Origin of the sequence: Enterococcus sp. 10F3_DIV0382 (assembly GCF_002140245.1) — a bacterium.
In the GTDB taxonomy this organism is placed as follows: domain Bacteria; phylum Bacillota; class Bacilli; order Lactobacillales; family Enterococcaceae; genus Enterococcus_B; species Enterococcus_B lactis.
The window spans coordinates 226552-250191 of record NZ_NGMF01000001.1 but is presented as its reverse complement, the minus strand read 5'-3'; the positions used below and the strand labels follow the sequence as shown (position 1 = coordinate 250191).

Here is a 23640-nt window from a genome sequence, read left to right as displayed (position 1 = left end):
AACAGAAAGCCTTAAAAGAGATTTTAGGGCCTTCTGTTTAAATTTTATTTTTTCTAATTCTTTTCAATTAAATTTTCAATATCTTTGAAAATCTTTGTTAATTTGTACGTACAGGAGTAATCAATTGGATAAATTGAACGCCATCTTCCGTTGGTTCCAACGTGAATGGTCGAATAGCGGAAATAAATTTTACTTTGATACTCATATCTCCAAATGCACGCAACGCTGCTTTCATATAATCCGGGTTGAAAGAAATCTCCAATGGATCGCCACTGCTTGCTGTATAGCTCAAGCTTTCTTCTACTTTCCCGATTTCTGGAGAATTTCCGTATAAAACAACCGCATCTGGACGAATGGATAAACGAACGATATTGTTGCGGCCTTCATGAGAAAGTAAAGAAGCACGTTCGATTGCTGCTAGAAAGCTAGGAACAGAAAATTCGACCTCTGTATTAAAGCTTGATGGGATCAAACGATTGGTATCAGGATAGTTTCCTTCTAGCAAGCGGGAATAGAAATACATTGTTTCCGTTTTAAACAAGACTTGGTTTTCCATAATGCTGATTTCGACGATTTCTTCTTCATTTGTCAATGAGCGAGACAATTCGATCAAACTTTTCCCGGGAATAACAATATCAAAATGATCAGCCGTTTGTTCTACTGGGATCACCCGTTGACTTAGACGGTGAGAGTCGGTAGCTACAGCCAATAAAGAATGATCAGATAAAATAAAATGCACACCCGTCAAGATTGGACGGCTCTCATGCTGCGAAACAGCAAAAACTGTTTCGTTGATTAGTTTAGTCAATACGTGTACTGGTAATTTCATCTGGTTATGACTTTCGACAACAGGAAGATGAGGATAATTATCTGCATCTAATCCATTCACGATAAAATTCGCTTTTCCAGAAGTGATCGCTACTTGTTTATTTTCTAATACTTCTAAAGTAAATGTTTCTTCAGGAAGTCTTCGAATGATTTCGCTAAAGAAACGAGCTTGTAAAACAATTGATCCGGTAGATTCGATTTGCATATTTGCTTTTTCGTTTTCAACAGACAAAAAAGTTTCAATTGATATATCAGCGTTGCTCCCTGTCAAAGTCAAACCTTCTTGTGTCAGTGTGATTTTTACACCTGTCAAAATAGGGATAGTGGTTTTGCTTGAAATAGCTCGTTGAACAGTTTGCAATTCCTGCATAAAGCTAGCTCGGTTTAAAGTAACTTTCATGATGTATCTCCTTTGAATGTTTGTTTATTTATTATTAGTTAAAAAGAATAATAAAAGTAATAGGGCATGTTGATTCTGTGGAAAACTCAAAAAACGCAAGAGAGAAACGAAAAAACAGCTGTGGAAAAAGTGTGTATAACTTTTGCTTGTTTTTTTCTTTTATCCACATGCTATTTTCAGTTGGTAGAATCGACAAATTAATTTAGTAAAAAGTTTTTGATTTCTGATACTTCATTTTGCATGCTGACACTAGAATCCATCAGCTGCTGGATTTTCTCATGGGCATGGATAACCGTTGTATGGTCCTTGCCACCGAATTCAGCACCAATTTTCGGTAAAGAATTATCTGTGAGCTCACGTGCCAAGTACATAGCGATTTGTCTAGGTACAACAATAGATTTGACGCGTTTCTTTCCTTTGAGATCTTTCAATTGGATGTGATAATACTTTGCCACTTCTTCTTGGATCTGCAAAATCGACAATTGAGGATGTCCTTTTCCTGACTTTAACGTTTTCAGCGCATCTGCAGCTAGACTAGTCGAAATATCTTCACTATTCATTGCAGCAAAAGCCTGTACTCGAACAAGTGCCCCTTCTAATTCACGAATATTAGAATCAATTTGTCCTGCGATATAGCTCAGCGTGTCATCTGGGATCTCTAGACGTTCAGCTGCCGCTTTTTTACGCAAAATCGCTGTTCTTGTTTCAAGATCCGGTGGCGTAATATCAACAGAGAGCCCCCATGCAAAGCGAGAAACAAGGCGTTCTTGTAGTTTTGGAATCTCGTTTGGCAACCGATCACTGGTTAGAACGATTTGTTTACCCTCATTGTACAAGGCATTGAAAGTATGGAAAAACTCCTCTTGCGTAGCTTCTTTTTCTGCGAAAAATTGAATATCATCTACTAATAGTAAATCAACATTTCGATATTCTTGACGGAATTCTTCTGCTGTTTTGTTTTGGATCGAATTGATGAAATCATTAGCAAAAGTTTCACTGCTTACATATTTTACTTTGGCATTAGGCTGACTTTGCAGCATTTGATGACCGATGGCATGCATCAAGTGAGTCTTACCAAGTCCTACGCCTCCATAAAAGAAGAGCGGGTTATAAATAGAACCTGGATCTTCTGCTACAACGAGCGCTGCTGCATGAGCCATCTGGTTTCCTTTACCAATGACAAACGTATCAAAGGTATATTTAGGATTCAGCATGGCTTTTTTTAGCGGGCTAGGTGCCGCAACTTTTGGATTTTTTTCTTCTACAACTTCTTCTTGCTCTGCTTCTTCGCCAGTAATAAAGCGAGGGATAATCTCATTTCCTGATAACATATAACCGACTTCAACGATTTTTGTTGCCAGGTTTTTTTCCCAATATTCTTTATGAATCTTGCTAGGAACCTCAACAACGAGCTGGTTTTGATCAAGAGTTCGAGGGTTCGCTGTTTCAATCCATGTATTATAGCTAGCAGGCGATAAATCCTTTTGGTATGTTGCTTTTAATTCATTCCATAAAGCATCGAGGGATACCATATAAGGCCTCCTCCTTCATTAAAAAGTGAATAACTAGTACTAATTTAGCATTTTTTTTAATAGTTTTCCACAGAAACCGAAGAAAAAAATTTTTTAATTACAATTATCCACACAATCGACAAATAAAAAAAAGAGAAAAACACAGCTGTCAAAAAAAGTTTTCCACACCACTAATGCACAGGTGGACAACTTGTAAAAATCACTAGATTTCCTCCTGTACCTGTGGATAACAAATGTATATTTATCAATGGTTTAGGGACGAAATGCACAGGAAAACGTCTGGTTGTGGATTACTTTTTTTACACGTGTGTTTTCTGTGTAAAAGTACCTCGTTATTATTTGTGGATAATTCCTGTGCATAACTTTTTCCACATGAGATTCCCATAGAAAAAAATAATCTTGTGGATAAGTTTTGACAATCGATCTTCTATTTTATATTGACAAAATCACTACTTTGTCGTTATACTATCAAAGTATGTCTGTGTTTATAAAATAGATAAGAACATTTTGGAGGTGGAATATATGAAAAGAACATACCAACCAAATAAACGTAAACGTCAAAAAGTTCACGGATTCCGTAAACGTATGAGTACTAAAAATGGACGTCGTGTGTTAGCTAGCCGTCGTCGTAAAGGAAGAAAAGTTCTTTCAGCTTAGGCCACTGGGGTTTCAGTGGTTTTTTTTATACTCTTTTTTAGGGAAATGATGAAAGGACAATCGTAATTATGGTATGATTATGAGCGTAAGTGAGAGATAGAAAAGGAAAGAAAACTAATGAGAAAAGCGTATCGAGTAAAAAAAGAACGAGAGTTTCAAGCCGTGTTTCATACGGGAGATTCTTTTGCTAACCGCAAATTCGTCGTTTACCGTTTGAAAAAACCGGGACAGCCTCATTTTCGAGTTGGTTTATCTGTAGGAAAAAAGGTCGGCAACGCGGTAAGCCGCAATGAAGTCAAACGAAAAATCCGAGCAGCAGTTTATTCTATAAAAGAAGAGATTGATCCGGAGTTGGATTTTATTGTGATTGCTAGACCAAGTGTGAAGGGGCTAACTTATGATGAGGTTCGCTCCAATTTAGTCCACGTCTTAAAACTTGCAAAAATAATCGACAGAGAGGAAAAGAGTAAGTGAAGAAATACAAACGTTTACTTTTGATGGCCGGTATCGTTAGTTTGGTCATCGTCTTATCCGGTTGCGGAACTGGGGAAGTCAGCGCACAAAGTACAGGAATTTGGGATCGTTATATTGTTTATTACTTTGCTGAGGCGATCAAGGCGTTGTCATTTGGTAATGCAGGAATAGGGATCATTTTATTTACATTGATCATCCGTGTAATCTTGTTGCCGCTGATGCATTTCCAAACAAAGAGCATGCGTAAGACACAAGAATTACAACCGAAATTAAAAGCACTGCAGCAACAATATAGTTCAAGAGACCCAGAAACACAAAGTAAATTAAGAGAAGAGCAACAGCGTTTATATGCGGAAAATGGAGTCAATCCATATGCTGGTTGTCTTCCTTTATTGGTACAAATGCCAATCTTGATGGCGTTATGGCAATCTATTTCCCGTGTACCTGAGTTGAAACAAGGTCATTTCTTATGGTTGAACTTAGGGAACGCGGATCCAACATTTATCTTGCCGATTCTAGCAGCAATCTTTACTTTTGCAAGTACGTATTTATCTAGTATGAGTCAAATTGAATCGAATGCATCAATGAAGATCATGAATTTCGTGATGCCTGTAATGATTTTAGTGATGGGTGTCAATTTAGCCAGCGGTCTTTCATTATACTGGGTGGTTTCCAATGCCTTCCAAGTTGTACAAACATTGTTGATCAACAATCCTTTCAAAATTCGAAAAGAACGGGAAGAAGAAGCACGGAAAATCCGCGAAAGAGAACGTGCGTTGAAGAAAGCAATGAATCCTAAGAAAAAACGGAAATAATAGGGGAGGGAATGCTAATGCCGATTTATGAAGCTGCAACAATAGATGAAGCTGTTCAACTAGGTCTAGCTGATTTGGGTTTGACCAAAGACCAAGTTGAAATCGAAATATTGGAAGAAGGAAAAAAAGGTTTCCTAGGAATGGGCCGAAAGAATGCACGGCTTTCGATCCAGCCAAGTATCAGCGAAAAAATTTCTGAAACAGTAGAACAGACGGTAGAAGAGATTTTAGAAGAAGAACCAACAGCTGAGATCGAGGTAGTCAACGAAACGATTCTTGAAGAAAAAACAGAAGAAGTAAGTGAGCTAGGTGATGAAGCAGCTTTAACGGAATTGGCAGTCTATCTTACTGAAATTTCAAAACAACTTGATGCTCCAGCACTTGTTAAAATGGAAAGAGAATCAAATAATATGGTCGTTTTTCATTTAGAAACACAAAAACAAGGGTTACTGATTGGGAAACATGGAAAAACGTTGAATGCACTGCAATATCTGGCACAAGTCTTTATCCATCGTTTAGCAAGAAATAAGCTATCTGTAGTGGTCAATGTAGGCAATTACCGCGAAAAGCGTCAAGAGATCATTCAGCGTTTAGCTGATCGCACGGCTGAAAAAGTAAAACGGACAGGACAACCTGTTTTCTTAGAACCAATGCCTGCCTTTGAACGTAAACAAATCCATGCGGCATTAAGCAAAGATGAACATGTAAAAACACATTCGGAAGGTGAGGAACCTTATCGTTACTTAGTAGTTGAACCTGCTAAAAAATATTATTGATTCCATTACTTTTTGAATAAATCACGTTGACAAAGTTTTTCAAACCAAGTATATTTTACTAGAAATCATTCTTATCAGAGTATACGATGAAGTAGTCACTAACTTTGATAGAAAAAAGCGGAACGAAACTGTTTTCAGTTTTGCTCCGCTTTTTTTGTCTATTTCATTTAACCAATCGTCGTTTGGATAAATTGGATCACTGTTCCATAAGCAAAAAGTTCCAGAAAATACTTTCCATCCCGATTTCTTTGCTGATACTCAAAATGACAGTTGATCACCGCATTCGCACCATATTCAAGAACCTTCAACTTTAATTTCCTCTTCGTTGTCAAGAAAAGATCCTCATTGGGAAAAGCTGGGTCAAACAAATCAGCTTCTAAGCATTCCACAACAAAAACGATATCGCGGACGATATATTTTTGATTGATATTTCCTGTAGATAAAACAACATCATTGATCCGAGGATCACTTTCTTCTTTCAATGCATCAGAGTTGAACTGGCTCATTCCTTTTCTCCTTTCAAAAACAAATATTTTAGATAGCGCTCCCATTCTAGTTTACCGTTTTTATGAAGAAAGAAAAAGCATGAATAGAAGAGAAACAATTATTTCTTTATTTTGAAAAAGCTAGAAAATATACAGAAACCACAGATGTTATAATTAATTGGGTATTTCGTAGTCTTAAAAGTTGTTTTACTCAATGAAGGAAGGAAAGGCATATAGAATGAATATATTGACTGAAAAACAAGTAACAGATTTGATCAAATCAGCAAATCGAAAGCGAAATCGTTATTTAAAAAGTGATATCTATGTGCGGGATATGTGCAGTCTTCTTCTACAAAATTGGAATATGCGCGACAATGATACTTTTCTAATAGAAAAGCCTAGTACAACTCCCACGATTGAATTTATGGCAATTTATCAGCAGCTTCTCGATATTCATCCTGAGGAATTCGAAGGACGTGACATCAAAAAAATCAAAGAATCGATTCAAAAAAGTATTTATGGTTCGATCCATACCGAGTTGTTCAGTAACTATATCAATGAATTGAAAAACAATGATCAAGACAGCTTTTTAGTAGTACCTGTTTCATTTTATTATCTAAGTTATAGATCTGCTGATTTCACAAAAAGATCTGATGTTGCAGTTATTATCCAAAAACAAAATAATCAGATAAATGTCCAGATTTATGACAAAGTTCAAATCAGAGCAGTTCGTCCAGATGAATATGCGAAGAAAAAAAATGTTCATAAAAATTCATAGACAAAGGAAGAAATAGCAAAACTAACTCCTATATACACATATGAACTGAGCGATGTTCAATCACTGGTTGACGTTTTACGCATAGGAAGAAATCATTACAATTGGCATGAAAAAGCAGTTCCTTTTCCCAAATATAAGAAGAGTTATTATATTTACAATAAATTAAGTAAGTACGCAACAATAGAAGGATATTCCTCTCATGTAGGGACAATTCAATATGTAAGAGATAACAGCGAAATCAAAAACATGAATGCGGCATTAAAATACATACTAGGAACAAAGTCAGAAATTATTATTGATGGCAAGAAATTCTTTCAAACGAAATACAAAACGTTATCTACGGAACAATTAAATCACACAATAAATGAGCTGATGTTCACGCATTTGAAAAAAATAGGCTATGGACAAGTGACAGAAAATTTCATTAGAAATGCTTATGAAGTCTATAAAGAAGCCAAAAGTCAGCGATCAGCTCTTGATATGATTGACAAAATAGCACATAAATCAGAATGGGGAGGAATCAACAAAAATAATCATTGGATTATCCCGACTGAAATTAGAAAATCCATCGACCATACGCTTTGTTTTTCTTATGGACTGCCTTCTAGCGAAAATAAACAGAAAAGTTGTTATCATTTAACGCCTATTGAAATTCTCTCTGTCAAAATAAAGTGTACGGAATCTAGGCAACAACAACTACACAATATTATCCGAAGAATATCAGTTCCTTCGTTTAGTACGATGGTTGAACGACGAAGAAGACAACAAGAACAAGGTGTTATAAGAGAAGTTTGATAAATAGGTCATTTTTCTTTTTAAAAGAAACGTTAAGATAGCGTTATCCTATTTATTTAGTCTCCCTTTTTTGAAGAAAGATAAATCCTTGCTCATACAGTATTATTCATTTGTTAGAGAGAAGAAAGGAGCGTTTAAAGATGGATCTTTTAGATGCAGCACAAGTAGAAATGCTGATTCAATCAGCGGATAAAAAAAGAGAAAAGTACGTAAATAGCGAAAAATATGTGCCAGAAATGTGCAGTGTTCTTTTACAAAATTGGAACATGATTGGAAATGATATTTTTTTTAAGACGAAACCCAGTACAAGCCCGACGCTTGAATTTATGACCGTTTACCAACAAATCCTCAATGTTTATCCAGATGAATTCGAAGGTCGGGACATCAACAAAATCAAAGAATCCATTCAAAAAAGTATTTATGGTTCAATCCATACAAAATTATTTAAAAATTACATCAATGAGCTAGAGAATAATCATAAAGATAGTTTTTTAGTTGTACCAGTTTCGATGTTTTATAAAGAAAAGTGGTATTCATGGTTCAAAAATGGTCATGGCCTCACTTTCATCATAAAAAAAGAGCAAGATCGTCTGAACGTAGAAGTTTATGATAAAGCACAAATGAGAATGCACTGCCCTGATAAAAGAGCATTGAAAAAAAAGATTCAAGAAAAGCTGTGGTTCGATCAAGAGACCCTAAAAATCACCCCAGTTTATGTCTATGAAGGAGTAGAGAAGAAAGGATTGGAAGAAGTGCTTCGGATAGGAAGGCAGCATCTTACCTTTGAAGAAAGAATTAATCCATTTGCTACAGCTAAAAGAACTTATCACATTTTAAACAAGCTAAGTAACTGCACAGAAAAAGAATATGTTGCGAATCATATTGCTACTACTCAGTATGTTCAAGGAAACTGTGAAATAAATAATATGAATGCTTCTTTAAAATATATTTTGGGAACCAGAAAACAAGTCACTATCCACGACAGAAACTTTTGGCAAACGAAATACAAAACATTATCGACAGAAAAATTCAACTATGTAATGAATGAACTAATGATCATGCACTTGGAAAAATCGGGATATGGTAAAGAAGAAGTGAGAAATTTTATTTCAAAAGCCTATGATCATTATTTGGATAGAAAAAAAGAGCGAGAACAGCTTCCACTGGAGAATAAAAAAATCCATAAAGTATTTTGGGGTGATAAATATAACAATGCAATTTGGACAATCCCATTTGTTCCTCGGAAAGAAGTAGTTCCTGAATCCAGTCACATAACAGGAGCGGAAATCAAAGCGATAAGAAATAGGTGTGATCAATTTGATCAGAAAAAAGTAGAAACACTGCGTAAAATCATTATTGATTCCAATTCAAAAAAGAATCAAAGAACACAAAGAGACAGCCAAAGGCAATTAAATGTAAGGTAATGGAATCAAGTGAGGTACAACTTCATATAACTTGTTTTAAACACTTGATTCCTTATGACAAGTGTGATAACCTATGACCAGAATTTAATCAAGAACAAGCAGTCAAAGTGCGAAGTTCACCATTTATTATGCATAAAGGGTGGAGTGGGCACTTTTTTTGTGCGCAAAATGAAAAAGGAAGTGAAAAAATGGCTGAAATTACTTTAGAATTTGATACGATTGCGGCAATTTCTACCCCGCCTGGAGAAGGAGCAATCAGTATCGTTCGTTTAAGTGGCGATCAAGCTGTGCAACTAGCAGATAAAGTTTATCATTCTGGGAATAAACGACTATCAGAAGTACCAAGCCATACGATCCATTATGGACATATCGTTGATCCTAAGAGCGATCAGCTAGTCGATGAAGTCATGGTCTCCGTGATGAGAGCACCAAAGACATTTACGCGGGAAGATGTGGTAGAAATCAATTGTCACGGCGGGATCGTCGTAGTCAATCAAATTTTGCAGTTACTGTTAAGAGAAGGGGCAAGATTAGCTGAGCCAGGCGAATTCACAAAACGAGCATTCTTGAATGGTCGTGTTGACCTTTCACAGGCAGAAGCTGTGATGGATTTGATTCGAGCAAAAACAGATAAAGCAATGGGGTTAGCCCTCAATCAGTTAGACGGCAATCTGTCTGCCTTGATCCGTTCATTGAGACAAGAGATTTTAGAGACATTAGCCCAAGTAGAAGTAAATATTGATTATCCGGAATATGACGACGTCGAAGAATTGACTACGAAGTTATTGCTTGAAAAAGCACAGATGATCCAACAAAGAATCCAAGCACTACTTGCTACATCCAAGCAAGGAAAGGTTCTGCGGGAAGGGTTAAGTACGGCGATTATCGGCCGGCCAAATGTCGGTAAATCAAGTTTGTTGAACCATTTGTTAAGAGAAGAAAAAGCAATCGTTACGGACATTGCAGGAACGACTAGAGATGTAATCGAAGAGTATGTCAATGTTCGGGGGGTACCGCTCAAGTTAATCGATACAGCTGGAATTCGGGAAACAGAAGATGTGGTGGAACGTATTGGGGTCGAAAGAAGCCGTAAAGCATTAGCAGAAGCAGACTTGATCTTACTTGTTCTAAACCAAAGCGAACCACTGACAGCAGAAGATGAACAATTACTGGAAGCGACAAAGGGATTGAAACGGATCATTCTTCTAAATAAAACAGATTTGCCAGCACAGTTGGAACAAGAAAAATTGAACAAATTGATCGAAAATGAACCAGTTTTTTCAATTTCCGTAGCTAAAAACGACGGACTAGATCATTTGGAATCAGCTATTTCTGATTTATTCTTCAGCGGAGAAACAGGAGAAAGAGACGCTACCTATGTTTCCAATACCCGCCATATCGCATTGTTAGAAAAAGCTTCTCTGTCACTTGAAGAAGTCATTGCAGGTATTGATGCAGGAATGCCTGTGGATCTCGTTCAAATCGATATGACGCGTTGTTGGGATTATCTAGGAGAAGTAGTTGGCGACAGTGTACAAGATGAATTGATCACTCAATTATTCAGTCAATTTTGTTTAGGAAAATAAAAGGAGGAACAAACGATTGAAACATTATGAAGCAGATGCGTATGACGTGATCGTTGTCGGCGCAGGACATGCTGGTTCAGAAGCTGCACTTGCTGCTGCACGTATGGGCTCGAAAACGTTATTACTGACAATAAATTTGGATATGGTAGCATTCATGCCATGTAATCCTTCTGTAGGCGGACCAGCTAAAGGCGTTGTTGTTCGAGAAATCGATGCGCTAGGTGGAGAAATGGGTAAGAATATCGATAAAACCTATATCCAAATGCGTATGTTGAACACAGGAAAAGGCCCAGCTGTCCGAGCATTGCGAGCACAAGCAGACAAACATGCTTATTCAACACAAATGAAACATACGATCGAAAAAGAACCAAATTTGACGCTAAGACAAGGAATCGTCGAAGAACTGATCGTCGAAGATGGTATTTGTCATGGTGTAGTGACTTCCACAGGAGCGAGCTACCGGGCAAAAGCAGTTGTTATTACAGCCGGAACAGCACTTCGCGGAGAAATCATTATCGGTGAATTGAAATATTCATCAGGTCCGAATAACTCTCAACCTTCTATTGGACTAGCGAATCATCTAAAAGAACTTGGCTTTGCTATCGAACGGTTCAAAACAGGAACGCCGCCTCGAGTAAAATCAAGTACGATCGATTATTCTGTTACAGAAGAACAACCTGGTGACAAAGAGCCGAATCATTTTAGTTTCAGCACACCAGATAGTGCCTATAAACTAGATCAGGAATCTTGCTGGCTAACCTATACAGGTGAGACGACTCACCAAATCATTCGAGACAACTTACATCGTGCCCCAATGTTTACAGGGATCGTTGAAGGGGTAGGTGCTCGCTATTGTCCATCCATCGAAGATAAGATCGTGCGTTTTGCAGACAAACCACGTCACCAACTATTTTTAGAACCAGAAGGCTTGAACACAGAAGAAGTCTATGTTCAAGGGTTATCTACTTCTTTACCAGAAGATGTCCAAGTCGACATGCTTCATTCCATCGCCGGTTTGGAAAAAGTAGAAATGATGCGTACAGGATATGCTATCGAATATGACGTAGTAGAACCACACCAGCTCCGTCCGACATTAGAAACTAAAGTCGTTGAAAATCTTTATACAGCTGGACAAACAAATGGTACAAGCGGGTATGAAGAAGCGGCTGGACAAGGGCTGATTGCTGGTATCAATGCAGCTTTGAAAGTTCAAGGAAAAGAACCTTTAGTAATCAAACGAAGTGACGGTTACATCGGTGTCATGATCGATGATTTGGTGACAAAAGGAACGAACGAACCTTACCGTTTGCTGACTTCACGTGCTGAATACCGTCTGCTTTTACGTCATGATAATGCAGATTTGCGATTGACAGAAATGGGCCACCGTGTGGGCTTAGTAAAAGAAGACCAATACAAGGCTTATTTGAAGAAAAAAGAAGCAGTTGAACAAGAAATCAAACGTTTGATGAATGTACGGATCAAACCAACAGAAGAAGTTCAAGCCTTTTTAGCGACGATTAATGCGGCACCTCTAAAAGATGGCGTACTAGCAAGCGACTTTTTAAGACGCCCTGAGATTACTTATGCAGATCTTCTACGGTTTATCCCAGAGAATGAAGAATTGACACCAAAAGAAATCGAACAAGTAGAAATCCAAATCAAATATGAAGGCTACATCAAAAAAGCCATGGAAAAAGTAGAAAAATTAAAACGCATGGAAGCGAAAAAGATTCCAGAAAACATCGACTACGCAGCAATCAACGGATTAGCAACAGAAGCAAAACAAAAATTGCAGAAAATCCAACCAGAAACGATTGCCCAAGCTAGCCGGATCAGCGGGGTAAATCCTGCAGATCTAAGCATCTTAATGGTCTACATCGAACAAGGGAAGATTGCGAAAGTCAGTGAACCAGCGTAATACGTAATAATAAATAGAAGAGAGAACCAGTTTTTGCAGAAATTGCTCAAAGCTAGTTCTCTCTTCTATGTGTATTTTATAAGTGCCATAATAGAAAGAAAAAATCTATCGACTTTTCTTACTTTTCAAATTTTTAAGAATCCATATGGAAGGATTGCATGTCTTGGGATTTTGCGTTAAAGTAAGGAGAGAATCTGTGAAACAATTGCTGTTTCACAATGAAAGGAATAATTATGATACCAGAAGAATTTCGCCAATCTTTGGCAGAAAAAGGGATAGAGCTTACCGATCATCAAATGGATCAATTTGCTATCTATTATCGGACATTAGTCGAATGGAACGAAAAAATGAATCTTACAGCTATTACGGATGAAAAAGACGTATACCTGAAGCATTTTTACGATTCGCTTACATTAGCATTTGAAGTAGACTTTACGCAACCTTTATCTTTATGCGATGTCGGTTCAGGAGCAGGGTTTCCTAGCATACCTTTAAAAATTGCCTTTCCTGAATTGCAGATAACGATTGTTGATTCTCTGAATAAACGAATAACCTTCTTGTCTGAACTAACTCGATTATTAGGAATCGATGCTTCCTTATATCATGACCGGGCAGAAACATTTGGACAAAATCCTCAATTTCGTGCATCATTTGACCTTGTCACTGCTCGTGCAGTTGCTCGTTTGAATGTGTTAGCAGAATTATGTTTGCCCTTGGCTAAACAAGAAGGCTATTTTTATGCATTGAAAGCAGCAAAAAGTGAAGAGGAACTGACAGAAGCAAAACAAGCGATTGCTTTATTAGGTGGTAAATTCCTCAAAGAAGAGGCAGTTACCTTGCCGAATGTCTCTGACCAACGGCATATTATCGTTATTCAAAAAAAGAAAATAACCCCAAAGAAATACCCAAGAAAGCCCGGTCTGCCTAATAAGCAGCCAATCAAATAGGAGGAGAAGAGATGGCACAAATAATATCTGTTGCGAACCAAAAAGGTGGCGTCGGCAAAACAACGACGACGGTAAATCTAGGTGCTTGTCTTGCCAGCCTTGGCAAAAAAGTATTGCTAGTGGATATGGATGCCCAAGGAAATGCTACCAGTGGTGTCGGGATCAGAAAACCCGATGTGACAAAAGACATCTATGACGTTCTAGTCAATGAATTGCCAATTGATGAGGCGACTTTGATCACTGAACACGAAAATTTGAGTATTGTGCCTGCGACTCTCCAATTAGCAGGAGCAGAGATCGAATTGACATCAATGATGGCAAGAGAATCAAGATTAAAAGGATCTTTAGCAGAAGTCAGCAGCCAGTATGATTATATCTTGATCGACTGTCCGCCTTCTCTTGGCCATTTGACAATCAATTCATTTACAGCAAGTGATTCGATTTTGATACCTGTTCAGTGTGAATATTACGCATTGGAAGGATTAAGCCAATTACTGAATACGGTTCGTTTAGTTCAAAAGCACTTCAATCCAGAATTAGAAATAGAAGGTGTCTTGCTGACCATGTATGATGCACGAACAAATCTGGGAAATGAAGTCGTAGAAGAAGTACGCAAATACTTCCGCGAAAAAGTCTATGAAACAATCATCCCAAGAAATATTCGTTTATCAGAAGCACCTAGTCATGGAAAACCGATCATCGACTACGATCCACGTTCTCGGGGAGCTGAAGTCTACCAAGCATTGGCAAAGGAAGTGGTAAGTCGTGAAGAAAAGTAAAGGATTAGGCCGAGGAATCGATGCATTGTTCCAAGATTTAGAAAACTTAGAGACGGTGGATGTAAAAGATGATACTGTGGTCCAGTTGCCATTGAATGAGCTGCGTCCAAATCCGTATCAGCCGCGTAAGACATTTGAAGAAGTATCTTTGCAAGAACTAGCTAATTCTATTGAACAATCAGGCGTCTTCCAACCAATCATCGTACGCCGTTCTGCAGTAAAAGGATATGAGATCATCGCAGGGGAAAGACGTTTTCGAGCGTCCAAACTAGCTGAAAAAGAAACGATCCCTGCTATTGTCAGAGACTTTGACGAAGAAGCAATGATGCAAGTAGCCGTGTTGGAAAACTTGCAACGGGAAGATCTGAATCCATTAGAAGAAGCAGAAGCGTATGAAATGCTGATGAAAAATCTGAAACTGACACAAGCAGAAGTGGCTAGTCGTTTAGGAAAGAGCAGACCTTATATCGCCAATTATTTGCGCTTGCTTTCTTTACCAGATCTTGTTAAGGAAATGGTGCAAGATCAACGTTTATCTATGGGACAAGCTCGTACGCTGTTAGGCTTGAAAAACAAATCATTGATCTTGAAATTAGCCAATCGTGCAGTAACTGAAAATTTAACTGTCCGCCAACTGGAACAGATCGTTTCTGAGTTAAATCAAAACGATGGAAAAGAAAAGAAAAAAATCCCAAGGCTAGCAAAGGAAAAACCATATTATATCCGAGAAAGCGAAGATCGTTTGATGGATAAATTCGGTACGAGCGTAGCTATCCAAGAAAAAAACGGGAAAGGTAAGATCGAGATCGAATACCTTTCTCAAAAAGATTTGACACGAATTCTTGATATCTTGAATATTCAATTTGATGAAGAATAAACAAAAAGGAGGCTATTTTTATGTACGACTTGCACGATATCGTTGAAATGAAAAAACCTCACGCTTGCCAGACGAACCGCTGGGAAGTCATTCGAATGGGCGCAGATATCAAAATCAGATGTATGAATTGCGGACATATCGTCATGATGACCCGTCGAGATTTTGAAAAGAAATTAAAAAAAGTAATTGAAAAAAATGCAGAGAAAGAGTGAATAAATTTATGGCATTGACTGCTGGAATTGTTGGGTTGCCCAACGTAGGAAAATCAACTTTGTTTAATGCGATCACAAAAGCAGGAGCAGAAGCAGCAAACTATCCCTTTGCGACGATCGACCCTAACGTAGGGATGGTAGAAGTACCTGACTGGCGTCTGCAACGCTTAACAGAACTTGTACATCCGAAAAAAACTGTTCCGACGACTTTTGAATTTACAGATATTGCTGGGATCGTAAAAGGCGCAAGTAAAGGAGAAGGTTTGGGGAATCAATTCTTAAGCCATATCCGCCAAGTAGATGCTATTTGTCACGTTGTACGCTGTTTTGATGATGATAATATCACTCACGTAGAAGGACGCGTCGATCCACTAGAAGATATTGATACAATCAACTTGGAACTAGTGTTAGCAGACTTGGAATCTATCAACAAACGCTATACTCGTGTAGCAAAAGTTGCTAAAACCAAAGATAAAGATGCAGTGGCAGAGCTAGCTGTATTGGACAAAATCAAACCTGTACTGGAAGAAGGAAAATCTGCTCGAACGATCGAATTCACAGAAGAAGAACAAAAAATCGTTAAATCACTATTCTTATTGACGACAAAACCGATTCTTTACGTAGCAAATGTGTCAGAAGATGATGTGGCAGATGCAGACGCGAATCATTATGTACAAGAAGTGCGCAACTTTGCTGCAGAAGAAAATGCAGAAGTAATCGTGGTCAGCGCTCGTGCAGAAGAAGAAATCGCAGAATTAGATGAAGAAGACAAAGCGGAATTTCTAGAAGCTTTAGGAATCGAAGAATCAGGTTTGGATCAGTTGATCCGTGCCGCTTACGATTTGTTAGGCTTAGCTACTTACTTTACTGCTGGGGAACAAGAAGTACGTGCTTGGACATTCAAAAAAGGAATCAAAGCGCCACAAGCAGCAGGAATCATCCATTCAGATTTCGAACGTGGATTTATTCGTGCGGAAACTGTCTCTTTTGAAGACTTGGATCATTATGGAAACATGCATGCAGCAAAAGAAGCTGGACGTGTTCGATTAGAAGGAAAAGATTATGTCGTACAAGACGGCGATGTAATGTTATTCCGCTTTAATGTGTAAAAGGGCTATCAAACTAGCTGTAGAATATGGTAGAATGTCTTTTGTGACGACCGTTGAGAAAAGGAACGGCTAAGGAGGACTATTAGATAATGGAACCAGAACAATTACGAGAAATCGTAAAAGAAAACAATAGTTTAGAAACAAAATTAACCAAAAGAAATCAACAGTACATTTTTGATTTGAAAAAATCTTTAGAAGCAGCGAATTTGTCTGAAGAAGAAAAAGTAAAAGCCCTTCATGACATTCTGCCCACTTTAGTTGCAGAACAAAAAGGCGGAAAAACAGCTCGCCAATTGTTCGGGACAGTCTCTGAAAGAACGGAAGCAATCATCAATAAACCAGCAGAAATACAAAATACATCGACCCCTTTATTGATGTGGTTGGATAATACGTTATTACTGCTTGGTCTATTAAGTATCATGATCGCGATTACCGGATTGTTTTCACGTGGAACAACGCCAGCTTATGGATTCTCTACACTCGTTCTAGGTTCTGCAATCGGTGGCTGGGTCTTTTATATGATGTACAAGTACATCTATCAGTATGAATACCCAGGAGCAGATCGAAGCAAGAAACCAGGAATGGGTAAAACATTGCTTATCCTAGGTGGAACGACACTTCTTTGGGTCGTGCTGTTTTCTGCGACAACGCTATTGCCACCAGTTATCAACCCAGTATTAGATCCGATAGTAGTTATCATCATCGGAGCAGCAGCTTTAGCCGTCCGTTACTACTTGAAGAAAAAGTATGGGATCATTGGAAGTTTATCCGTTCCAAGAAGATAAACCAGAAAGCAGAGCAGTAGCTTTACTAAATATTAAGAGGTAGTAAAGGACCTTATTCCGTTTATCCATAGTTAAATAACAGCAAGGGACTGTGACAAAATTCTTGTCACAGTCCCTATTTGTAAATAAACGGTCTTCAAAAGCCAGTTTATCGGTATTAAGCCAAATCTATGCAAAAATATGGAAAGTCATTTTCACAAAATTTTTATTAATACTCGAAACTAAGTGGCTTTTTCACAACCTCATTTAGCATACACACATATGTAAGCGGTTTATATTGGTATTCTATGAGAAAGCTAATTTGATTCCATGTAGATCATTGACTTAAATGAAAAAATCAATTATTTTAATAGATAAACTAAATTAGAGGAGTGGTACTAAAAATGTCCAACTGGGAAACAAAGTTCACGAAAAAAGGATTTACTTTTGATGATGTCTTATTGATACCAGCAGAAAGTCACGTGTTACCAAACGAAGTGGATATGAGCGTACAATTAGCTAAAAATATTAAGTTGAATATTCCAATCATCAGTGCAAGTATGGATACCGTTACCGACAGCAAGATGGCCATCGCTATGGCAAGACAAGGCGGATTAGGTGTGATCCATAAAAACATGACGATCAGCCAGCAAGCGGATGAAGTAAGAAAAGTCAAACGTTCTGAAAGTGGTGTCATCATTGATCCGTTCTTCTTAACACCACAGCATCTTGTAGCAGATGCAGAAGAATTGATGAGCAAATACCGTATCAGCGGTGTGCCAATCGTTGAAACACTTGAAAACAGAAAATTGGTAGGGATCATTACAAACCGCGACATGCGTTTTGTAACAGATTACCACATGCCCATTGCTGATGTGATGACAAAAGACAACTTAGTGACTGCCCCAGTAGGTACCTCTCTAAAAGATGCAGAAAAGATTTTGCAAAAACATAAAATCGAAAAATTACCAATCGTTGATAACGAAGGTCGTTTAAGCGGATTGATCACAATCAAAGATATCGAGAAAGTGATCGAATTTCCAAATGCAGCAAAAGATGAACATGGTCGATTACTTGTAGCAGCAGCCGTTGGTGTAACAAGCGATACATTCGAGCGTGCGAATGCTTTATTAGAAGCAGGGGTAGATGCAATCATCATCGATACAGCTCATGGACATAGTGCAGGTGTAATCCGAAAAATCCAAGAAATCCGTTCAACTTTTGCAGATGCAACATTGATTGCTGGGAACGTTGCGACGGCTGAAGCGACAAAAGCTTTATATGATGCAGGGGTGGATGTCGTAAAAGTCGGTATCGGACCAGGATCGATTTGTACGACACGTGTGGTAGCCGGTGTAGGTGTACCTCAGCTCACAGCTATCTATGATGCAGCATCAGTTGCTCGTCAATATGGCAAAGCGATTATTGCAGACGGAGGAATCAAGTACTCTGGTGACATCGTCAAAGCATTAGCTGCCGGCGGACATGCAGTTATGTTAGGCAGCATGTTGGCGGGGACAGATGAATCACCAGGTGAATTCGAAATCTTCCAAGGACGACGATTCAAAACATACCGAGGTATGGGGTCATTAGGCGCGATGGAAAAAGGTTCAAAAGACCGTTACTTCCAAGGTAGTGTCAATGAAGCAAATAAATTAGTACCAGAAGGAATCGAAGGTCGAGTTGCTTACAAAGGAAGTGTTGCAGACATTATTTTCCAAATGATCGGCGGGTTGCGTTCAGGAATGGGTTATGTTGGGGCAGCCAATTTACAGCAATTACGTGATGAAGCGCAATTCATCCAAATGAGCGGCAGTGGATTAAAAGAATCACACCCTCATGATGTACAAATCACGAAAGAAGCACCAAACTATTCAGTTGAATCTTAAAAATACTAAAAAAGAGTGGTGACACATGTTGTGTCACCACTCTTTTTTTAAGTAAACAATGTTCCTTTTTAAACGGTGTTCAATCAGCTGGCCCTCGGTATTAGCTCAAAAAACGGCAAAATATGAGGAGCTATTTTTCCATTTTTTTCTCTAATACTCAGGCCAGGACGCTGATTTCACAACCTTTCGATAAACGGTGTTCAAAAGCTTGCATCTGCGGTAATAAGCCCAACCAAACGAAAAATCAGAGGAGCTATTTTTGTTTGGCAGTTCTTATTACTTGATGCAGGACAGCTTTTTCACAACCTCTTTATTTAATAACTTTCAGATTACCCATATAAGGAACGAGCGCTTCTGGAACTGTGACAGAACCATCTTCATTTTGGTAGTTCTCCAAAATGGCAGCTACTGTACGGCCAACCGCAAGTCCTGAACCATTCAAAGTATGAGCGTAGTGGATTTTTCCATCATTATCGCGATAACGAATCATGGCGCGGCGTGCTTGGAAATCTTCACAGTTAGAACAAGAACTGATTTCACGATAAGTATCTTGTGCAGGAATCCATACTTCTAAATCATAAGTTTTAGCTGCAGAAAAGCCCATGTCTCCAGTTGATAAGGCCATTACACGATAAGGCAAATGCAGTTTTTTCAATATATCTTCTGCATCAGCTGTCATTTTTTCCAATTCTTCGTAAGAATGTTCTGCATCCGAGAATTTGACCATTTCTACTTTATTGAATTGGTGAAGTCGGATCAGTCCTCGAGTATCCCGACCGGCACTTCCAGCTTCAGAACGAAAAGCAGGACTTAGTGCAGTGAAATAAACAGGTAAATCCGCACCATCTAAAATTTCATCATTATAATAGTTAGTCAATGGGACTTCAGCTGTCGGAATCAATGTTAAATCAGTATTCTCCAATTGGAAAACATCTTCTTTGAATTTTGGAAATTGTCCTGTACCAAACATCGCTTTACTGTTGACGATATAAGGAGTGATCATTTCAGTATAGCCGTGTTCGTAAATATGCTGATCAAGCATGAAGTTGTAGACTGCACGTTCTAATCGAGCGCCCAACCCTTTATAATAAACAAAACGGCTACCGGCTACTTTTGCGCCACGTTCAAAGTCTAAAATATCCAGATTTTCTGCAATTTCCCAGTGTGGTTTTGGCTCAAAAGCAAATGTACGTGGTTCGCTCCAACGACGGATTTCTACATTGTCCTCTTCGTCTGATCCAACTGGCACAGAATCATGGGGAAGGTTTGGCAAAGTAGTGGCAATTTGTTTCAATTTTTCATCTACTTCAGCAATTTCAGTATCCAATGCTTTGATGTTGCCACCAACTTCTTTCATTTCAGCGATTTTAGCAGAAGCATCTTCTTTTGCACGCTTCAATTGAGCGATCTCAGCAGAAACGTCATTTCGATATTTTTTCAATTCTTCACTTTTGACTAGTAATTTGCGGCGGTTTTCATCTAGTTCCATGAATTCAGCTAATGTTTCTTTTTTAACGCCCCGAGTCATCAATTTTTCTTGTACTTCTTCGATATTTTGTCGCATCATTTTTACATCTAACATATGATTTCCTCCTTTTTGAAAATAAAAAAAGACTGATCCATCCCCTTATTCTTGGGACGAATCAGTCTGAAATTCGCGGTACCACCCAAGTTCAGCATAAGCTGCACTTGTTGAACACATAACGGCTGTTGAACCGACCTTTCTTATTTCGAAAGGGCACGTAAACGAACTGGAACTTCCAAATTACCCTTTGCTGATTTGCACCTGCCATCAGCTCTCTGAAAAAGAATAAAGTGTACTGGGTTCTGTGTTTTTCATTTATTCTAATAATTGTAATAAGAATAGCGAATATTTCAGCTTTCGTCAATAACTTCCTGTGCATCAATAGGTAATTTTTCATTTTTCTTGATTGGAAGGTGCATGATGAAAGAAGTCCATTGCTTATCTGATTTTGCATAAATGTAGCCACCATGTAAAGCCACAATACTTTGAGCGATTGCTAAACCAAGCCCAGTTCCTCCAGTTGCTTGTGACCGAGATTCTTCTACACGATAAAAGCGATCGAATAGATTATCGATTGCCTGTTGTGGGATCATTGCTCCATTATTTTTGACCGTTGCAACAACTTCTGAACCGACACGTTCTACTTCGATCACGATTTTCGTTGCTCCTTTTCCATATTTCAACGCATTCGTCAAAAGATTATTGAAGACACGTACAAGTTTTTCTGTATCGCCATCCATGATAAGGGAATCTACTTTTGACTGCACAAGTATTTGGATATTTTTTTTAGAAGCTTCCAACTCAAAATCAGCTGCTAACTGTTCGATCAACTGGATCATATCAAAGGCAGAAAAATTTACTGGGACAGCAGGCTGGCGTACCTTAGTGTATTCAAATAAGTCGTCCACTAAAGATTTCATCTGCTTTGCTTTAATATAAGCGGTATGTGTATACTTTAAAAGATCTTCTTCTGAGTGATACTGACCATCTTCTATCAATCCTAGATATCCAATGATAGAAGTAAGTGGGGTACGGATATCGTGACTAACATTTGTGATCAATTCATCTTTTGATTTCTCGATTTTACGTTCGTCTTCAATCGCTGCTACTGTGCTATCTACCAATCCATTGATACTTGTTACAACTCGGCTTAAGTCACCACTAAGTTCAAAAGGGATACGATGATCATAATTTCCATTTGCGATGTAATGAAGTTCACTGATGATATGTCGTAATTGCATTTGGCGATATCTTCGAATCAAACGCCAATACAAAACACCGATATCTAATAGAAAGAAAAAGGGAATAATAAAGTTTCGACCGTTCCAAAATAAATCAGTGTTCAATCGTTCCGCAAAAATATTCTTTGAATCCCAAATAGCATTCGTTAAAGAAGGTGAACTATTAATTACCGAACTGATAACAACCAAAATAGAAACATTTAATAGAAGTAAAAGGATGATCGTGATGATTCCTTCCGCTAACAATTCGCTGATTTCTTTTGAAGTCAAGTTGATCCGACGGCGTTTTTCAGTTGCTCGTTTACTATCTTGCGTCAATTTTATAGCCCACTCCCCAAACGGTTTGAATGACTTTTTCACCACCAGTTGCTTCTTCGATCTTATCTCTTAAATGGCTAACATGAACCATGACAGTTTTAGCAGAGACAATACTTTCTTGTTTCCAAACACGCTCAAAAATTTCATCTGCGCTAAATACTCGATTAGGATGACTAGCAAGTAAGTAGAGGATACCGAATTCCAAAGCTGTTAACTGGATTTCTTTCCCATCAATTGTTTTAACTTCATGAGAGTCTTTGTTGATGATTAATGCATTTACTTCTAATACATCAGGCTGATCTGGGGCGATCTGCATTTTTGTACGTCGTAATAGAGACTTTACTCTAGCCATTACTTCTAATGGATTAAACGGTTTGGTTACATAATCATCTGCACCAGCCACCAGTCCTTTGATCTTATCCATATCAGTAGTTTTTGCTGTCAGCATAATGATTGGGATTTGAGATTCTTTTCGTAGCTCTTTCACTACTTGCATCCCGTCCATCTCTGGCATCATGATATCTAAAATAAGTAATTCAATATCAGGGATTGTTCTGATTTTAGATAATGCTTCTTTCCCATCATAAGCTTTTACTGCTTCATAGCCTTCATTGTGAACATAGATACTTAATAATTCAACGATTTCTTTATCGTCGTCAGCAATCAAAATTTTCATAAATAAATCCTCCAGAGTCATATTGTTACTATTATTCTAGCAAAAAAAAGCAGAAATAGATAAAAGCAGCACTTTGTTAAGGAAAATTTTAGAAGGTGAGAGATTTGGTCCTCATAAATAGGACAAAAACATGAACGTTAAACTGAAAATAAAAGGATTTTTCGTTTTTTAAGGTTATAAAGACGAACAAAAAAGGAGCAGAACTAACTAACGATCATATAAGCTGGAAATGTTGATAAATAAGCATTTTCTTATTGACTTTCGTATGTGATGTTGATATATTATTATTTGTTCAAAAGAACACCAATAACTTAAAATAATAAAAAATAAGTTATTGACATGTTGATAGTGACATGATAAGATAACTGAGTCGTTAAAAAAGAACAGCTTGCGAAGGTTGATTCTATTGAAAAAAACTTCAAAAAAGTTCTTGACAAATAACAAACGACAAGTTATGATAAATGAGTTGCTGAAAGATTTCAAAAAACGAAATCGAAAAAAACTTTTAAAAAAGAGTTGACAATCACTTGCCACTCTGATATGATATAAAAGTTGCTACGGCAGCCAAAATAAATCGGAAAAACATTTCCGATGAAGTAGACCTTTGAAAACTGAACAAAGTAAGACAAACCAAATGTGTAGGGCGTCTTGATTCAATTCAAGACAACAAACATTTTTAACAAGCAAGCAATATGCTAGCAAACAAATTGAGCTTAACAATCGTAAGATTGTTCGAACTTTTTATGAGAGTTTGATCCTGGCTCAGGACGAACGCTGGCGGCGTGCCTAATACATGCAAGTCGTACGCTTCTTTTTCCACCGGAGCTTGCTCCAC

At 38.0% G+C, this 23640-nt stretch carries 22 protein-coding genes; 16 read left to right on the top strand and 6 right to left on the bottom strand.

Annotated elements, in window-relative coordinates; genetic code table 11:
* Positions 1-97: 97 nt before the first annotated feature.
* Positions 98-1228 (bottom strand): DNA polymerase III subunit beta, encoded by a 1131-nt coding sequence (gene dnaN, locus A5849_RS01215; protein WP_002293124.1) that lies wholly within the window; start codon positions 1226-1228, stop codon positions 98-100.
* Positions 1229-1425: 197 nt separating this feature from the next.
* Positions 1426-2760 (bottom strand): chromosomal replication initiator protein DnaA, encoded by a 1335-nt coding sequence (gene dnaA / locus A5849_RS01210; protein ID WP_002293122.1) that lies wholly within the window; start codon positions 2758-2760, stop codon positions 1426-1428.
* A 522-nt stretch (positions 2761-3282) separates the two neighbouring features.
* Here dnaA and rpmH point away from each other — a divergent pair.
* The 4 genes from rpmH to jag all read left to right on the top strand — a co-directional run bounded on the left by rpmH (position 3283) and on the right by jag (position 5482).
* Positions 3283-3417, top strand: coding sequence for a 50S ribosomal protein L34 (gene rpmH, locus A5849_RS01200; protein WP_002293121.1), 135 nt, complete (start codon positions 3283-3285; stop codon positions 3415-3417).
* Positions 3418-3534: 117 nt separating this feature from the next.
* Positions 3535-3891: a ribonuclease P protein component gene (gene rnpA / locus A5849_RS01195; RefSeq protein WP_002293120.1), complete on the top strand. Its 357-nt coding sequence runs from the start codon at positions 3535-3537 to the stop codon at positions 3889-3891.
* Positions 3888-4706 (top strand): YidC/Oxa1 family membrane protein insertase, encoded by an 819-nt coding sequence (locus A5849_RS01190; RefSeq protein WP_002309900.1) that lies wholly within the window; start codon positions 3888-3890, stop codon positions 4704-4706. Before rnpA ends, A5849_RS01190 begins: the two co-directional genes overlap by 4 nt.
* 17 nt (positions 4707-4723) lie before the next feature.
* Positions 4724-5482, top strand: coding sequence for an RNA-binding cell elongation regulator Jag/EloR (jag, locus tag A5849_RS01185; protein WP_002320644.1), 759 nt, complete (start codon positions 4724-4726; stop codon positions 5480-5482).
* Between the two features lie 167 nt (positions 5483-5649).
* Here jag and A5849_RS01180 read toward each other — a convergent pair whose 3' ends face one another.
* Positions 5650-5988 (bottom strand): hypothetical protein, encoded by a 339-nt coding sequence (locus A5849_RS01180; protein ID WP_002335102.1) that lies wholly within the window; start codon positions 5986-5988, stop codon positions 5650-5652.
* A gap of 217 nt (positions 5989-6205) precedes the next feature.
* Here A5849_RS01180 and A5849_RS15100 point away from each other — a divergent pair, with 217 nt between their 5' ends.
* The 12 genes from A5849_RS15100 to guaB all read left to right on the top strand — a co-directional run bounded on the left by A5849_RS15100 (position 6206) and on the right by guaB (position 19045).
* Positions 6206-6745, top strand: coding sequence for a hypothetical protein (locus tag A5849_RS15100; RefSeq protein ID WP_241695365.1), 540 nt, complete (start codon positions 6206-6208; stop codon positions 6743-6745).
* A gap of 246 nt (positions 6746-6991) precedes the next feature.
* Entirely contained in the window at positions 6992-7540 is a 549-nt protein-coding gene (locus tag A5849_RS15095; protein WP_241695364.1) for a hypothetical protein, read from the top strand.
* A 140-nt stretch (positions 7541-7680) separates the two neighbouring features.
* Positions 7681-8964 (top strand): hypothetical protein, encoded by a 1284-nt coding sequence (locus A5849_RS01170; protein ID WP_002348171.1) that lies wholly within the window; start codon positions 7681-7683, stop codon positions 8962-8964.
* A 188-nt stretch (positions 8965-9152) separates the two neighbouring features.
* Positions 9153-10550 (top strand): tRNA uridine-5-carboxymethylaminomethyl(34) synthesis GTPase MnmE, encoded by a 1398-nt coding sequence (gene mnmE, locus A5849_RS01165; protein WP_002309907.1) that lies wholly within the window; start codon positions 9153-9155, stop codon positions 10548-10550.
* Positions 10551-10566: 16 nt separating this feature from the next.
* Complete coding sequence (mnmG, locus tag A5849_RS01160) at positions 10567-12468, top strand: tRNA uridine-5-carboxymethylaminomethyl(34) synthesis enzyme MnmG (protein WP_002309909.1); 1902 nt, start codon at positions 10567-10569, stop codon at positions 12466-12468.
* A 233-nt stretch (positions 12469-12701) separates the two neighbouring features.
* Positions 12702-13415, top strand: coding sequence for a 16S rRNA (guanine(527)-N(7))-methyltransferase RsmG (gene rsmG / locus A5849_RS01155; protein ID WP_002309910.1), 714 nt, complete (start codon positions 12702-12704; stop codon positions 13413-13415).
* An 11-nt stretch (positions 13416-13426) separates the two neighbouring features.
* Positions 13427-14194 (top strand): ParA family protein, encoded by a 768-nt coding sequence (locus A5849_RS01150; protein WP_002293108.1) that lies wholly within the window; start codon positions 13427-13429, stop codon positions 14192-14194.
* Positions 14181-15071: a ParB/RepB/Spo0J family partition protein gene (locus A5849_RS01145; protein WP_002293107.1), complete on the top strand. Its 891-nt coding sequence runs from the start codon at positions 14181-14183 to the stop codon at positions 15069-15071. The genes A5849_RS01150 and A5849_RS01145 overlap by 14 nt, the downstream gene beginning before the upstream one ends.
* Before the next feature lie 20 nt (positions 15072-15091).
* A complete protein-coding gene (locus A5849_RS01140; protein WP_002293106.1) occupies positions 15092-15283 on the top strand; it encodes a DUF951 domain-containing protein in 192 nt (63 codons plus the stop codon).
* Between the two features lie 8 nt (positions 15284-15291).
* Positions 15292-16392, top strand: coding sequence for a redox-regulated ATPase YchF (ychF, locus tag A5849_RS01135; RefSeq protein WP_002293105.1), 1101 nt, complete (start codon positions 15292-15294; stop codon positions 16390-16392).
* Between the two features lie 89 nt (positions 16393-16481).
* The gene (locus A5849_RS01130; protein ID WP_002293104.1) at positions 16482-17177 is read left to right on the top strand and encodes a DUF1129 domain-containing protein; all 696 of its coding nucleotides are present in this window, start codon (positions 16482-16484) and stop codon (positions 17175-17177) included.
* Positions 17178-17560: 383 nt separating this feature from the next.
* Entirely contained in the window at positions 17561-19045 is a 1485-nt protein-coding gene (gene guaB, locus A5849_RS01125) for an IMP dehydrogenase (RefSeq protein WP_002293341.1), read from the top strand.
* A gap of 310 nt (positions 19046-19355) precedes the next feature.
* Here guaB and serS read toward each other — a convergent pair whose 3' ends face one another.
* From serS to A5849_RS01105, 3 genes are all read right to left on the bottom strand, one after another.
* Positions 19356-20627, bottom strand: a complete 1272-nt coding sequence (serS, locus tag A5849_RS01115) for a serine--tRNA ligase (protein ID WP_002315470.1) — start codon at positions 20625-20627, stop codon at positions 19356-19358.
* A 293-nt stretch (positions 20628-20920) separates the two neighbouring features.
* Positions 20921-22129, bottom strand: coding sequence for a cell wall metabolism sensor histidine kinase WalK (locus A5849_RS01110; protein WP_002309915.1), 1209 nt, complete (start codon positions 22127-22129; stop codon positions 20921-20923).
* Entirely contained in the window at positions 22116-22805 is a 690-nt protein-coding gene (locus tag A5849_RS01105) for a response regulator transcription factor (protein ID WP_002295268.1), read from the bottom strand. The genes A5849_RS01110 and A5849_RS01105 overlap by 14 nt, the downstream gene beginning before the upstream one ends.
* Positions 22806-23640: the final 835 nt, after the last annotated feature.

Coding starts and splice junctions, on each gene's coding strand:
- dnaN (WP_002293124.1), bottom strand. CDS start 1,228: ATGAAAGTTACTTTAAACCGAGCTAGCTTTATGCAGGAATTGCAAACT.
- dnaA (WP_002293122.1), bottom strand. CDS start 2,760: ATGGTATCCCTCGATGCTTTATGGAATGAATTAAAAGCAACATACCAA.
- rpmH (WP_002293121.1), top strand. CDS start 3,283: ATGAAAAGAACATACCAACCAAATAAACGTAAACGTCAAAAAGTTCAC.
- rnpA (WP_002293120.1), top strand. CDS start 3,535: ATGAGAAAAGCGTATCGAGTAAAAAAAGAACGAGAGTTTCAAGCCGTG.
- jag (WP_002320644.1), top strand. CDS start 4,724: ATGCCGATTTATGAAGCTGCAACAATAGATGAAGCTGTTCAACTAGGT.
- A5849_RS01180 (WP_002335102.1), bottom strand. CDS start 5,988: ATGAGCCAGTTCAACTCTGATGCATTGAAAGAAGAAAGTGATCCTCGG.
- A5849_RS15100 (WP_241695365.1), top strand. CDS start 6,206: ATGAATATATTGACTGAAAAACAAGTAACAGATTTGATCAAATCAGCA.
- A5849_RS15095 (WP_241695364.1), top strand. CDS start 6,992: ATGAATGCGGCATTAAAATACATACTAGGAACAAAGTCAGAAATTATT.
- A5849_RS01170 (WP_002348171.1), top strand. CDS start 7,681: ATGGATCTTTTAGATGCAGCACAAGTAGAAATGCTGATTCAATCAGCG.
- mnmE (WP_002309907.1), top strand. CDS start 9,153: ATGGCTGAAATTACTTTAGAATTTGATACGATTGCGGCAATTTCTACC.
- rsmG (WP_002309910.1), top strand. CDS start 12,702: ATGATACCAGAAGAATTTCGCCAATCTTTGGCAGAAAAAGGGATAGAG.
- A5849_RS01150 (WP_002293108.1), top strand. CDS start 13,427: ATGGCACAAATAATATCTGTTGCGAACCAAAAAGGTGGCGTCGGCAAA.
- A5849_RS01140 (WP_002293106.1), top strand. CDS start 15,092: ATGTACGACTTGCACGATATCGTTGAAATGAAAAAACCTCACGCTTGC.
- ychF (WP_002293105.1), top strand. CDS start 15,292: ATGGCATTGACTGCTGGAATTGTTGGGTTGCCCAACGTAGGAAAATCA.
- A5849_RS01130 (WP_002293104.1), top strand. CDS start 16,482: ATGGAACCAGAACAATTACGAGAAATCGTAAAAGAAAACAATAGTTTA.
- guaB (WP_002293341.1), top strand. CDS start 17,561: ATGTCCAACTGGGAAACAAAGTTCACGAAAAAAGGATTTACTTTTGAT.
- serS (WP_002315470.1), bottom strand. CDS start 20,627: ATGTTAGATGTAAAAATGATGCGACAAAATATCGAAGAAGTACAAGAA.
- A5849_RS01105 (WP_002295268.1), bottom strand. CDS start 22,805: ATGAAAATTTTGATTGCTGACGACGATAAAGAAATCGTTGAATTATTA.